Raw genomic sequence first — 14204 nt, forward strand, 5'->3', positions numbered from 1 at the left:
AAAAATATTATGTTAATGTTGTGTAAGTCAAGTCGATTACATTCAATAAAATTAACGGTTTATATGCCTATTGTAAAAGGTGATGAGGGTTTTGATGAACCAGCAGAAAATAACTAAGCAGGATGATCCTAAAACCTGGGTAACACCATTTGCCTTTGATGTGGCGCCCAATATTCTTTACTTGCCATTAGCAAGTCCGGTTAAGCGAGGCTTAGCTATGATGGTCGATGGACTGTTGGTAGCTGTATTAGCCGAAAGCGCAGGCTGGATTTTTGTTGTACTGGTACTGGGTACGTTAATTATCCAAAAACAGAGTAAAACCGTGGGCAGAGTGTTTAAGTGGGGCTTATACCTACTGATGTTGCTTGCGTTGGTCTCGGCGCTAGCGGGCTACTATGGCGATGTCACGCCTGACTTATCTGAACAAGGCAGTGACCTAACCAGCAATCGTCACCAACTGCAGCCAGAAAATAGTGACGCAGACTTAGCAACTTTGACTGAAATGATAGGCTACATCCCGGCCGTTTTTGTGGCGAGTCAATGTGAGGATTTAGCCTGTGCACAATCGAAGCTGGCCGAAGTGGAGCAGGCATTATCTCAATCAAGTTTACCAGCCGCAAAGCAGACAGAAATCATCAATGACTTAGTCGCAGGGTTACCGCTTTCGAGTATTGAGAAGCAACCGCTTTATCGACAGCAGGGGCTTGAACAAGTTGCGCCGCACGTTAATGATTCAGATCTTAATGACTCAGACTTACATGACGCTGCCGTCAATAAGCTAGACGTTAATCACTCAGATGCTAATGGCTTAGGTGTTGATGATGTAGGCGTTAATGATTTAAACATCAATTCAAATACTGCGATGAGTACCAATCCCGCCATAAATAAAGATACCATTATTAAAGCAGCCAAAGACTTAGATCTTGAGATTGGAGCTGGTTTTCCTGAGTCAACAGTCATTGAAGATGAGGACTCGACAACCAGTCCACTGGCATGGATAAAAGGCCTGTTAAACGATCTGGGTCTAGGCTTTGGTTGGGCAGCTTTTTATTTTACAGTGTTCACTGCCTGGTTTGATGGTCAAACTTTAGGTAAAAAACTATTTGGTATTCGTGTTATTCAGCTCGATGGCACTAAAATTTCACTCTGGGATGCATTTGGTCGTTATGGTGGCTACGCAGCTGGCTTTACCACGGGTTTATTGGGTTTTTTCCAAATTTACTGGGATGCTAATAGACAAGCGATTCAAGATAAAATCTCGGCAACTGTGGTTATCGATGTGCGTAAAACAAAGCATGAAGTGGCACGGGAACATGCATCTATTGATAACAAGTTTGTTAACTCTGATATCGAAAATGGTGCAAACATTTGACATAAGGATACCGTTTTTTACCAACATTCGTTAAGCTTGCCGCCATAAGAAGCGCGTAGATGCATTATGCGACAGCGTAAATCTCCCATTTTATTATGTACAGTTAACACATCAGTCAAAAATATTGATTAATGTAGAGTCGGTTAAGAATCTCGTTAACTGCACATAACAAGGAGTATGGGAAGAAGGAGAGCAAGTTTGCGGATATTAGTGGTTGAAGATAGCCAAGTGGTTTCTCGGGTAATGCGGCACTTACTGACTCAAGAGTTATGTTGTGAGGTCGATGTCGCCCCGGATATGGCCAGCGCTAAAGAGCTGTTGGCACAAAATGAGTACTTTGTGGCGATCACAGACTTAAACCTTCCTGATGCACAAGAAGGTGAGATAGTGAAGTTTGTGTTGGCAAAACAGATCCCTTGCATTGTATTAACCGGTAGCTGGGACGCCGAGCAGCGCGCTCGACTATTGCAGCTCGGCATTGTGGATTATGTATTTAAGGAAAACCGCTTTAGCTATGAATATACCGCAAAGCTGGTGAAACGTTTAAGCCGTAATCAAAGTGTCAAAGTGCTGGTTGCCGATGACTCGGTTGTTAGCCGTAAGTTTATTCGTAGCCTGTTGGAGCAGCATCTATTTCAGGTTATTGAAGCTGACGACGGAATTGCAGCACTAGAAACCCTTAATGATAACCCCGACATTACTTTACTCATCACTGATTATAATATGCCAAGGCTGGATGGTTTTGGGTTGATTATTAAGGTGCGGGAGCGACTGAGCCGCGAAGAACTCGCCATTATCGGCCTATCTAGCGACAGTGATGAAAGCTTATCAGCACGCTTTATTAAAAATGGTGCGAATGACTTCCTGCAAAAGCCGTTTGTGCATGAAGAGTTTCATTGCCGGGTGTTAACAACACTGGACTCGTTAGACATGGTCACAAAACTGTGGGAACAGGCGAATCTCGATTACCTTACCAACGTGTTTAATCGTCGCTATTTCTTTAATTTTTATCAAGAAAAGTTAACTTTGATTGCTCAAAAACAAGGTTCTTTAGCGTTGGCATTACTGGATATCGACTTTTTTAAAAAGGTGAACGATACCTATGGTCATGATGTTGGTGATGAGGTGTTAATCGAGTTTTCTGCACGATTGAAGCAGTCATTTTCACAGCATTTTACGGTTGCACGAATTGGTGGTGAAGAGTTTGTGGTGGGATTTAAAGGCCTTAATGTAGAGAAAGCGTATGCCTTGCTCGACAGATTCCGTATGCAACTTGAGGTCACACCGATAGAAACCTCAAAAGGGACGTTAAATATTACGGTCAGTACCGGTGTAACAGAGTTTACCGCCAACGAAACCGTAGATGAGTTGCTAAACCGCGCTGATACGAGTTTGTATGAAGCTAAAAGTGCTGGACGTAACCTAGTTTGTATCGCGCAAAGCTAGCTTTTAAGCTTGATTGCAACCATGAAAAAGCAGCCCGATGGCTGCTTTTTCTCAAAGTATGGTTTTTAGGTTATTCAGGGGCAATAGCATCGTTTTTATAGGCGGTGCGATACTTATCGACCCACATGGCCGTCGCGCCACAAATTGCAACGGGCATGACCACAAAGTTTAAAATGGGGATCATCGAGAACAGGGTGACTGCGGCGCCAAAACTAAAGCTGCTGCCCTTGGTCTGATTGAGCGCAAACTTCATGTCCTGAAACGGCACTTTATGGTTATCAAATGGATAATCACAATACTGAATTGCCATCATCCAGGCACTAAACAGGAACCACAAAATAGGCGCAACGGTTTGCCCTACAAAAGGGATCCAAAATAGCAGTAAGAATACGATGGCTCTAGGGAGATAATATTTAAGCTTTATCCACTCTCGGCCCATGATCCGCGGCAGATCTTTAATCAGATCGATACCGCCACCGGTGTTAAGAGGCTTACCCGTAAGTTGCTGCTCTACCTTTTCGGCTAATAAACCATTAAAAGGGGCGGCAAGCCAGTTCATAACCGAGCTAAAAATAAACGACAGTACGACTAATAAAGTTAGTACGGCTAATGGCCACAAGATAAAGTTTAGCCAGCTTAAATAGTCGGGAAGTTGACCTGAAAGCCAGGCAAACACACTCTCTAATTGACCAATGGCAAAATAGACTAGACTACCAAATAACAATAAATTGATTGAAAGTGGAATAAAGACAAATCTTCTAAGGCCAGGCTGCTTGATTAGACGAAAGCCATCGAGAAAATAATTAACACCGCTTTTTTTTTGTACTTGATTGGTTTTATTCATAGAAGTATTACGTTGTTAAGAATGCATATTCGTACGATTGTGAGTCAGTCGGTATTTAATCACAAGTTAAAAGCGCTTAATCATCAATAAAAAGCGTTACAAAATGCAGTGAGCTTTGGTAAAGTTACACTCCATATAAATGCGATTGCTAGCTATCCAATGCTAGGCGTCGAACTTAATCGCTAACATGTTAGCGAGGAAATGACAAAACGGCACCATGAGACTTAAACAGATTAAACTTGCCGGATTCAAGTCATTTGTCGATCCAACCAAAATACCTCTACTGAGTCCACTAAGCGCCATTATTGGCCCGAACGGCTGCGGCAAATCCAATGTGATTGATGCGGTGCGTTGGGTATTGGGTGAAAGTTCTGCCAAACATCTGCGTGGCGACTCTATGGCAGACGTTATTTTTAATGGCTCTACCGCAAGACGCCCCGTGTCAGTTGCCAGCGTGGAATTGCTATTTGACAATCAAGATGGGCGCCTAGTTGGCCAGTATTCCAGTTATCAAGAAATTGCCGTTAAACGCCAAGTGAGCCGAGACGGTGATTCTAGCTATTTTCTCAATAACCAAAAGTGCCGCCGTAAAGATATTACCGATCTTTTTATGGGCACAGGTCTTGGGCCCCGAAGTTACGCCATTATTGAGCAGGGCACTATTTCACGGCTCATTGAGTCCAAGCCTCAAGACCTAAGGGTTTTCATTGAAGAGGCGGCGGGGATCTCTCGTTATAAAGAACGTCGTCGAGAAACTGAGAATCGCATTCGTCACACCCGAGAGAACTTGGCGAGGCTCGGTGATATTCGCTCTGAATTAGCTAAACAGTTAGATAAATTGGCCGAACAGGCTGAAACCGCTAAAAAGTATCGTGAGCTAAAGCAAGCTGAGCGCAAGTGCGATGCCGAATTATCGGTATCACGCTATCATGAGTTGTTGCAGCAAACCGCAAAAATTGATGAGCAACTGGGTAAGTTAGGGGTGCAGCAAGCACAGTTTTTGGCTGAAAATCAGACCATAGAGCTGAGATTAACAGAGCTCAATTTAACGCTAAGCGAGCTTGATACTAAAGAAGCACATCAGGTCGAAGACTTTTATTTGACCAAAACGCACATCGCGAAGTTAGAGCAGTCTCTCAAGCACCGTGAGCAACAGGATGAAAGCCTGAGTCTACGACTACAAGAGCTTTCGGCGCAGATGCTCACTTACCGTGCCCGTTTAGCCGACGATGAAGCAAAACAAACTCTGCTAACTGAGCAGCAAACCAGTGCTTTGCCTGAAGCCAGTCTATTGCGACAGCAATTGGCAGAACATGATGCCGAGCTTTCTACCTTAGTTGAGCAGCTTGACTATCTGAGCGAGCAATTAACTCATTTAAATGAGGCTCATACTCAGGCAAACCTTGCCTTTGAGATGAATCGTAATCAGCTCAGCCATGCTGAAACGGATATTGCTAATAAACATCAACGGGTCGCGAGACTAGAAGAGCAAACACTGCAAACGGCAGCAGAGCTTGAACTGTTGACGTCGCAAGATATCACTGAGCAGGTGAGTGAGCTTAGTGGCGTTATTGAGCAAGAACAAGAAATTGTCGATGAACTCAATTTCCAGCTGGAAGTCAAACAACAAACTGAACAAACCTTGCTCGCCGAACAGGACGCTCTGAAAGTCAAACTTGCAGATGAGCAAGGGCGGCTATCGGTCGTGTCTCAGTTATTACCAGCCGATAAGGACGGTGATAGCCAAGAGCTATGGCAAGTGATCGATGTTACTCCCGGCTGGGAAAGCGCCGTTGATATTTTATTGTCAGGGATATTGAGTGCACCAGTGTTACCCCAAGACGACTCGCAACGTAATAGTCTAGGTGATGACCAAGATAAAGATACTAATCAAGCGCAGTTTGGTTTTGAAGCTGGAAGCACACAACTTGCGGCCATCAAGGCGCCGGTAAACCTAGCTCCCTGGTTAAAACATGTCACCTGGGTTGAGACAAAAAACCACGCCATATTGCAACGAAGTGCACTCAAGGATGACGAGTTAATTGCGACCGCCGACGGTTATCTTATCGGTGTCGATTTTATCATTGAGAAAACCCAGGCAGCAGGCTCGATTGTCGAGCTTAAAAATGAACAAATTGCCTTGCAGCAAAGTGTGGCTAATAGCCAAGCGAGCTTAGCAAGATTAAGCGAAAATCTCGCCGAGATAAAGTTATTGCTGGCGCCGCTTGTTAGCCAAGCTCAGCAAAAACAGCAGTGGATTCAAACTAAGCAGATAGAGCTTGCCAGTTTAAGTTCACAACTGCGTTCGCAGCAGCAATCGATAACGGATATCGCTTCTAGACTCGCAAAAATTGAGCAAGAATTAGTTGAAGCTAAGCAAGAGTTACAGGCCTTTGAACTCAGCGCTGAGCAGCGTAAGCTGCAACATCAGTTACTGAACGAGACACTGGAACAGACGCTGCGGGCTAAAACTCATGGTCAGCAGCAAAAAGCACAAGCGGTTGAAAAAGTTGCACAGCTAAAACCACTACGGCAGCAGTTAGAAGCCAAAGTGACGCAAACCTCAATGAGTGAGCAGAGCTTACACACTCAGTTAGTGCTCATTGAACAGCAAGTAAATCAACACCAACAGCGTTTGCTAGAGCTTGAACAAAATGAGTTGCAACTACATAAGCAATTAGAGGCTAAAGACAACGAGCTTGAAGAGGGACAGTCACAATCCCTTAAAGAACAATTAGAGCAGGCTCTGCAAGCGCAACAAATTAAGCAAGAGGCGTTAACGGTTTTAAGACAGCAGCAGGCTGAGTTACAAGAACTGTGCGATAGTGCAGGAACGAATAAAAAACAACAGCTTGCAAAGTTAGAAGACTTGACTCAATCCTCCAGCACGTTAAAGTTACGTCGTGAAGGTATAAAAGGTCAAATTGACAGTCAGCAGCGATTGTTAAATGAACAAAACGTTGATGTTGAACTAATATTATCTACATTAGACGATAAGAAGACCATGTTGTGGCGTCAAAAAGAGCTAGAACGACTACGGGCACAGATAGCACATTTAGGGGCTATCAACTTAGCGGCTATTGAAGAGTACGATCAGCAAAATCAACGTAAGTTGTATTTAGACAGTCAAGATGGTGACCTTAATGCCGCGCTAACCAGTTTAGAAGAAGCGATTCGTAAGATTGATAAAGAGACCAAGAGTCGTTTTAAAGATACTTTTGATAAAGTGAATACTGACTTAGGGATCTTGTTTCCTAAGGTCTTCGGTGGCGGAAGCGCATATTTAGCGTTAACCGACGATGACCTATTAGAAACTGGCGTGACCATTATGGCTAGGCCACCGGGTAAGAAGAATAGTACTATTCACCTTCTTTCTGGTGGAGAAAAAGCGTTAACCGCTTTATCATTAGTTTTTGCTATTTTTAGATTGAATCCAGCACCATTTTGTATGTTGGATGAGGTTGATGCACCTTTGGATGACGCCAATGTCGAACGTTTTTGTCGTTTGGTGAAAGAGATGTCCCAAAGCGTACAATTTATATATATTAGTCACAACAAGATCACCATGGAATTGGCCGATCAACTTATCGGTGTGACTATGCATGAGCCCGGTGTTTCGCGCATCGTGGCTGTTGATATCGATGAAGCGGTGGCATTAGCCGACGCAGGATAAACATAAGAAATACAGGGTAATCAATGGAAAATTTGCAGCTGGTATTGCTTCTTATAGGTGCGATAGCCATTATCGCCGTACTTGTGCACGGCTTTTGGTCCATTAGAAAACAGCAACCTAAGGGATACAAGCAAAGCCCCATGGCGGATATCAACCGTGAGCGTCGCGATGCCGAAGGTTTTGATAACGATGGGATTGGTGAAGTTAGAGTGGTCAAGCCAACGTCAGTAGACACGGCAACGAGCGATGTTAACGAGCAAGAGCCGCTGTTCACTGAGCCGGTTGAAGAAGCGTTTGAGTTAAGCCAGGCTCCTGCGGCTAAAATGAATAAGGCTCGTGTAGAACCGTCTCTATCGGCAGAAAATCCGGCTTTTAGTGATGAAATGCCAGTGCAAGAGTCTTTGTTTGCAAGTGAAGAGTCTTTATCTGCAGCTGCCGTTGAACCTCAACCAGCGCCTTTAAAGCCGGCAGCACAAGAGCCAGCAACCGTAGAAGAGCCAAAGCAAGCGGCTACAGATGAGCTAGGTGAACCACAAGATGTGCTGGTCTTACATGTTGTGGCTAAAGAGGGCGAAGAGCTTAGTGGCGCAGAGTTATTGCCATGTTTGCTAACACTTAACTTCAAGTTCGGTGATATGAATATTTTCCATCGTCATGAAGATAATGCTGGTACTGGAAAGGTACTGTTTTCGATGGCGAATATGGTTAAGCCTGGCGTATTTGACCCAGATAATATGGAGCAATTTAGCACGCAAGGTGTAGTGCTGTTTATGACGCTACCTTGTTATGGCGATGCGTTAATGAATTTCTCTATTATGCTGAACTCGGCTCACCAAATTGCCGATGATTTAGGTGGTGTGGTGCTCGACGGTGGCCGTGATGAGTGGTTAGAGAGTACTAAGCAAAACTATATCCAGCGGATCAGAGCGCAGGCCTAAGCGCAAATTGAGCATAACCATAAAAGCGAAGTTTTGAGGAACAGGGCAAATCAGATCCCAAGCCTAGGCTTTTAACACATATACATATTTGAAAGGCCGCATCAGCGGCCTTTGTTATTATTTGGACATTAAGATGCACGCTATTCAAACTGAAATTGCTCAGCTTACCGCTGAACTTAATCAACACAACTATCGCTACTATGTTGATGACAGCCCCTCGATCCCCGATGCTGAGTACGATCGCTTATTGAACAGACTGAAAGCGCTAGAGAATGAGCATCCACAATTTTGTTTAGCTGATTCGCCGACACAAAGGGTTGGCGGCGAGGCTTTGGCTAAGTTTGAGCAAATTAAACATTTAAAACCTATGCTCAGTCTAGATAACGTATTTGATGAACAAGAATTTACTGCGTTTAATCAACGTATAACCGATAAAACCGGCAGCTTAAGCTACTGTTGTGAACCTAAGCTAGATGGTCTTGCAGTGAGCATTATTTACCGTGATGGTGTGTTTGAGCGAGCGGCTACTCGCGGTGACGGCCAGACTGGCGAGAATATCACTGAAAACGTGCGCACAATTAAATCTATCCCATTGCGTTTACGTGGCGCTAACTTTCCGCCGCTACTTGAAGTGCGTGGTGAGGTGATTATGCCGCACAAGGCATTTGATGCACTTAATGAACGTGCTCGTGCTAAAGGTGAGAAATTGTTCGTTAACCCACGTAACGCAGCAGCGGGTAGTTTGCGCCAGTTAGACAGTAAGATCACCGCGAGCCGCGCTCTAGGCTTTTATGCTTATGCGTTAGGTGTGGTGGAGCCTGAGTCTTGGGAACTTGCCGACAGTCATTATGGTCAGCTTGAACAATTGCGCTCATGGGGCGTGCCCGTTAGCCAAGAAGTTAAAGTGTGCGAGTCTGTGGCACAGGTGATGGAATATTATAATGATATTCAACTGCGCCGTAGCAGCCTAGAGTTCGAAATTGACGGTGTGGTGATCAAGGTTAACCAAATTGCTCACCAATTAAGTTTAGGTTATGTAGCTAAAGCACCGCGCTGGGCAACAGCATTTAAGTTCCCTGCACAAGAAGAGATGACCCTATTAGAGGGCGTCGACTTTCAGGTGGGGCGTACTGGTGCAGTCACGCCGGTTGCTCGTTTAAAGCCGGTGTTTGTCGGTGGCGTAACCGTATCAAATGCAACCTTACATAACGCCGATGAAATTGCCCGACTTGGCGTAAAAATCGGTGATACCATCATCATCCGCCGCGCGGGTGACGTGATCCCGCAAATTGTTGCCGTTGTGGCTGAAAAGCGTCCTGATGATGCCAAAGAGATCTGTTTCCCTGCGCATTGTCCAGTTTGTGGCAGCGAAGTTGAGCGCGTCGAAGGTGAAGCGGTTGCACGTTGCACCGGTGGACTCTTTTGTGAAGCGCAGCGCAAAGAAGCGATTAAACATTTTGCATCACGTAAGGCGTTAGATATCGATGGTATGGGCGATAAAGTTGTTGAGCAACTCATTGATAAAGAGTTAGTTGCAAGCCCTGCCGATCTATTTAAGTTGACCGCCTCTGCCATGACGATGTTAGAGCGCATGGGCATGAAGTCTGCGACTAAACTTGTTGCCGCTATCGATGTCGCTAAACAAACCACTTTTGCCCGTTTCCTCTATGCATTAGGAATACGCGAAGTGGGTGAGGCGACAGCCGCAAACTTGGCTGCCTATTTTAAAACCCTTGATGCACTTAAGTCGGCGAATGAAGAAGCCTTCATTAGGGTCGATGATGTTGGCACGATTGTGGCGGCCCATCTTGCTCACTTTTTTGCCCAGCCTCATAATCTTGACGTTATTGATAAGCTGATTGAAGCTGGCGTACATTGGCCTGCAATAGAAGAAGTGGCAGAAGAAGATCTATCACTTAAAGGCCAAACGTGGGTATTAACGGGAACGTTAACTCAATTAAACCGCAATGATGCTAAAGCCAAGCTACAGGCACTAGGTGCTAAGGTAGCTGGGAGTGTATCGAAAAATACCGATTGTTTAGTCGCGGGTGCCGCGGCAGGGTCAAAACTGACTAAGGCGCAAGAGCTAGGGGTTAAAGTTATCGATGAAGAAACCTTGATTGCTATTTTGGCTTAAGGTCGATTTGCTCTAAAAGAGAGATAAATTTAACACGTGAGTTGGATTAATTTAAACGCTCCTATGCTGCTTTGGCTATGAGCTTTTTTATTGTCTGTTAATACCAATTGGATTAAGGAACTGTTCATTCAGCGTGAATTCAAAGGGCTGAGGGCAAGTTGGGAATTTGATGCGAATCGTTATTCTCGGCTCTGGGCTCCTGCTTCGCTCTACCTCTTAAATATATGTAATCGTATATGAAGAGTTTCCGGCGTAGCATGCAGTGCTTTGCCATGTTTTAAATATCACCAGCCAGTGGGAAACGCTCAAGCGTTCCACTTCTGCTTTGCATTGACTCACTAGGGAATAACCATTCTGTCATCGATGCGCCTTGAATTGAAAAGCTCAAGCGCTTCTGAATTGATTAAATACTTAATGTAATTGGTATAAAGCTTGAAAATCATTTAATTGCCACCACATCTAACAGTAGGTTTAGCTTAAGCACTGACTTGTCGTCTTGAGTCATCAATCAAAGGAAATGGTTTGAATTTTAGTAATATCACATGGCTCGATGATAAAGGACATGTAAAACCGCCAATCATGCTCTATCTGTTACTGGTGTTTATTGCCCGTGGTTGGTGTGTGTTTATCGCATCACTGACTCAAGCCAGCGATAGAGCTGCCTTAGTTGAATTATTTTACCCGCACAAAAGTGACTTCTTGCTGGCTTTAGCCGCAGGTGCAGGAGCCCTCATTGTTTATGGCGCCGTGATAGCAGAAAGAAAACGTGCGCCTAACTGGGTACGACCTGTTTTTCCATATATGAAGTGGATGCTGGTATTGCTGCTATTTATTGATGGTGGCTTACTTATCCAGCGTGTGTTGCATACATACTATGTGTATAGCTGGAGTATAGGGCTAGATGCATTGTTCTTATTCTGGAGTGGTTTATATCTATATAAGTCAAAGCGTTTGAAGCTGTACTTTAGTGACTGGAAAGAAAATGATAGCAAGGAAAAAGAATAAAAAAAAAAGACGCTGCAAGCAGCGTCTAAAGAATCTTGATTCAGAGAGTCACTCTGTACATATGATCCAAAGAGTTACAATAAAAAACCTTTAAAGATAAATAATAATCAAACTGCGACTATGACTTAGCAAGTTAAAGGACAATTGACAGTATTGCTTCTTAAACATCATCTTCGGGGCGACCGATCTTAAGAAACAGTTTCAGTATAGGGGTGTTGAATATTGTATGCAATATTCAATTTGTGGTTATTCTCGATAAAATGAGATAAATAAGGAATAACATATACTCAAACAGCGTATTTTTAACCAGACTCACTTGAATAAAACCCTCATATTGAATTTTAACGTGTCAATTTAGCTCTATTTGTCATAAAGTTGACACCAGTCTGCAGTCTAGTGAGTAAGATAATCATTATCGACTTGGCTCAGACCTAAAGCAGCATTGCCGTTAGGCTTTGGTATTAGCTGTGGGTTTAAAGAGTGCTTAAGCTTATGTACTCTGATTGGTTAGCAATAAAAATCGGCCTAAATGCCGATGCTGGAGTGACTTAAATGTCAAAGGCTGCCGAGATGCAAATTCCTTTGTCTGAGTTGAAAGTTGGTATGACCGTTAAGCTTCCTCTTTCATGGACGAACCATCCTTTTCTATTCAATCGTATCGAAATAGAGAAATTAGCACACATTGAGTTAATTAAAACGCTTAATGTGTCATTCGTGTACCTGATTTCCGGTGTTGAGTTGCTGTCAAAAAAATCTGCACCAGTCAAAGTCAAAATCGCCCCAACCCCAGAAGAGATCGCTGCTGAGTATAGCGCGCTCGTTAGAAAGTCTATTCGAATGGGCCAACAAAGGTTTACCAAGGGCGCGAGTGATTGCAGAGCAACTTTTTCAAAGTTAGGCGCCGATCCTCAAGGCGCTTACCGAAGTGCCGCAACCTTAGTTGAAGAGCTAATGGATCACCTAAAGGAGATGGAAACTCCTTACCTAACGTTGGTGAATGCGGGCGACAATATATCGGTTAACCAGCACGGTGTATCGGTAGCGGTGTTATCTATGATCCTTGGCCAAGCACTGGATATGACTCACTCACAGTTGCGCGATATTGCCATGGGAGCGCTATTTCACGATATCGGTAAGCAGAAAGTACCGGACGTGATCCGACGCAAAAAAGGCCATCTATCAGAACATGAAGCCAATTTCTTAAATATGCACGCCCAGTTTGGCTATGACATGCTGAATAAGTCAGGTTTATTTCCAAGTGCCGTGTTAGATATTATTTTGCATCACCATGAATGGATTGATGGTAGCGGTTATCCTCATGGACTGAAGGGGCAGCAAATCGCCATTGAAACGCAAGTGGTGAGTTTAGCGAATGATTTCGAGCGCTTACTTAGGGCCGGTGAGGCTAGATCGCCACAAGTGGCGCTAGGTTACCTATTTAAGAACCGTGTCGATAAACATGACCCAAAGTTAATTTCGACTTTAGTTAAAGTGCTGGGGATCTACCCGCCAGGAACCTTAGTAACCCTGTCTTGCGGTGATGTAGCCAAAGTGATGGTAACCACATCTCAGGTTAAAAAGCCCATAGTCTGGAGTTGTAGCATTGATGGTAAAAATGGTCAGTTGCGATTTTTAACCGAAGAAGAGCAAGAGATTGTCGCTGTAATAAAACTTGAAGCGCTTTCATCTGCAGCGGTCAAAACACTCGATGCAACATCACCAGTAAGCTTTTACTTCAGCACCTTATAACAAGTTTCCTTATCTGTTAGCACAAAGCTAGCCTATCTCTTAGCTTGTGCTTTAAACTGACACGTATTAAGAGTTATAAATTCAGAGATAGAAAATATGATTAAATCAGTCTGTATTGTCGGCTGTGGTTGGTTTGGGCTTCCGCTCGCAAAGGCTTTGGTTGAACGCGGTGTGACTGTTTTTGGCAGTAAGCGGGAGTTAGCACAAGCGCAGGCATTAAAAGAGCAGGGCATTAATGGTTTTAAGCTTGATTTAGATGATGCACAGCTGCAACAGCCGAGTGCAGAGAAAAGTGCAGAGATAACCCAGGCACTGACTGTTGACTGTTTAGTGGTTAATATTCCTCCGGGGTTAAGAAAAGATCCCGATGCCTATTTGTCACGGCTAGCTAAGTTAAACCAACTCATAGATCATCACAGTTTCAAAAGGCTTATTTTTGTGAGTACTACGGGCGTGTATCCGTCTATCGATGGCGAACTTACAGAGCAAGACGCTAAAGCTCACTCAGAGAACAGTGAAAAACTTTTACAAGCTGAGGCGCTCTTTGCCGCTAAAGACAATGCCTGTATTGTTCGATTTGCCGGGCTGGTTGGACCTAAGCGGCATCCCGGGCGTTTCCTTGCGGGTAAAACAGAACTTGCTGGTGGCAATAGTGCGGTGAACCTTGTTCATCTAAATGACTGCATTGTTGCCGTGACGACGCTATTGTTTAGTTCACCTGAGAATACAATTTATAATGTATGCGCACCGACTCATCCTACGCGCGAAGCATTTTACGCAAAAGCCGCCAGTGACTTAGGCTTAGTGATACCGCAATTTATAAAGGATGGCGCAGCAACTAAGCTTACTGGTAAGTCGATTAACAGTGATAGATTGATGACAGAATTTAGTTTCGAATATCAATTTAGTGATCCTATGGATATGCTGACCAGTTGCCACTAATGCAGAGATTAATCATTCAAGTTCGTTGAGCGCTATGCGACTCAAACTCTCAATAGACTCCTTAACGGCTGTTAATATAGAGTCCTTAACGGTTTTTA

9 protein-coding genes are annotated in these 14204 nt (G+C 44.0%); 8 read left to right on the forward strand and 1 reads right to left on the reverse strand.

Annotation, left to right across the window (positions count from 1 at the left end; all coding sequences use genetic code 11):
* Window positions 1–94 precede the first annotated feature (94 nt).
* Complete coding sequence (locus ACVBIO_RS10825) at window positions 95–1372, forward strand: RDD family protein (protein ID WP_447172575.1); 1278 nt, start codon at window positions 95–97, stop codon at window positions 1370–1372.
* A 198-nt stretch (window positions 1373–1570) separates the two neighbouring features.
* Window positions 1571–2818: a GGDEF domain-containing response regulator gene (locus tag ACVBIO_RS10830; RefSeq protein ID WP_447161732.1), complete on the forward strand. Its 1248-nt coding sequence runs from the start codon at window positions 1571–1573 to the stop codon at window positions 2816–2818.
* 70 nt (window positions 2819–2888) lie between these two features.
* Here ACVBIO_RS10830 and cysZ read toward each other — a convergent pair whose 3' ends face one another.
* Entirely contained in the window at window positions 2889–3662 is a 774-nt protein-coding gene (gene cysZ / locus ACVBIO_RS10835; protein ID WP_447161705.1) for a sulfate transporter CysZ, read from the reverse strand.
* 217 nt (window positions 3663–3879) lie between these two features.
* On the opposite strand from cysZ, the gene smc reads away from it, so the two are divergent.
* From smc to ACVBIO_RS10865, 6 genes are all read left to right on the forward strand, one after another.
* Entirely contained in the window at window positions 3880–7335 is a 3456-nt protein-coding gene (gene smc / locus ACVBIO_RS10840; protein ID WP_447169608.1) for a chromosome segregation protein SMC, read from the forward strand.
* 23 nt (window positions 7336–7358) lie between these two features.
* Entirely contained in the window at window positions 7359–8273 is a 915-nt protein-coding gene (gene zipA, locus ACVBIO_RS10845; RefSeq protein ID WP_447161703.1) for a cell division protein ZipA, read from the forward strand.
* Window positions 8274–8406: 133 nt separating this feature from the next.
* Window positions 8407–10410, forward strand: coding sequence for an NAD-dependent DNA ligase LigA (gene ligA / locus ACVBIO_RS10850; protein ID WP_447172576.1), 2004 nt, complete (start codon window positions 8407–8409; stop codon window positions 10408–10410).
* Window positions 10411–10932: 522 nt separating this feature from the next.
* Window positions 10933–11415 carry a DUF2919 domain-containing protein gene (locus ACVBIO_RS10855; protein WP_447161701.1) on the forward strand — a complete coding sequence of 161 codons (483 nt, stop codon included), beginning with the start codon at window positions 10933–10935 and terminating at the stop codon, window positions 11413–11415.
* A gap of 552 nt (window positions 11416–11967) precedes the next feature.
* Complete coding sequence (locus ACVBIO_RS10860; protein WP_447161700.1) at window positions 11968–13164, forward strand: HD-GYP domain-containing protein; 1197 nt, start codon at window positions 11968–11970, stop codon at window positions 13162–13164.
* A 96-nt stretch (window positions 13165–13260) separates the two neighbouring features.
* Complete coding sequence (locus ACVBIO_RS10865) at window positions 13261–14106, forward strand: SDR family oxidoreductase (protein ID WP_447172577.1); 846 nt, start codon at window positions 13261–13263, stop codon at window positions 14104–14106.
* Window positions 14107–14204 lie beyond the last annotated feature (98 nt).

The organism is Shewanella sp. 0m-8, assembly GCF_052977265.1.

What these genes read in the sequence shown, in the direction of transcription:
- zipA (WP_447161703.1), top strand. Translation starts at nt 7,359, where the DNA reads ATGGAAAATTTGCAGCTGGTATTGCTTCTTATAGGTGCGATAGCCATT.
- ACVBIO_RS10865 (WP_447172577.1), top strand. Translation starts at nt 13,261, where the DNA reads ATGATTAAATCAGTCTGTATTGTCGGCTGTGGTTGGTTTGGGCTTCCG.
- smc (WP_447169608.1), top strand. Translation starts at nt 3,880, where the DNA reads ATGAGACTTAAACAGATTAAACTTGCCGGATTCAAGTCATTTGTCGAT.
- ligA (WP_447172576.1), top strand. Translation starts at nt 8,407, where the DNA reads ATGCACGCTATTCAAACTGAAATTGCTCAGCTTACCGCTGAACTTAAT.
- ACVBIO_RS10860 (WP_447161700.1), top strand. Translation starts at nt 11,968, where the DNA reads ATGTCAAAGGCTGCCGAGATGCAAATTCCTTTGTCTGAGTTGAAAGTT.
- ACVBIO_RS10825 (WP_447172575.1), top strand. Translation starts at nt 95, where the DNA reads ATGAACCAGCAGAAAATAACTAAGCAGGATGATCCTAAAACCTGGGTA.
- cysZ (WP_447161705.1), bottom strand. Translation starts at nt 3,662, where the DNA reads ATGAATAAAACCAATCAAGTACAAAAAAAAAGCGGTGTTAATTATTTT.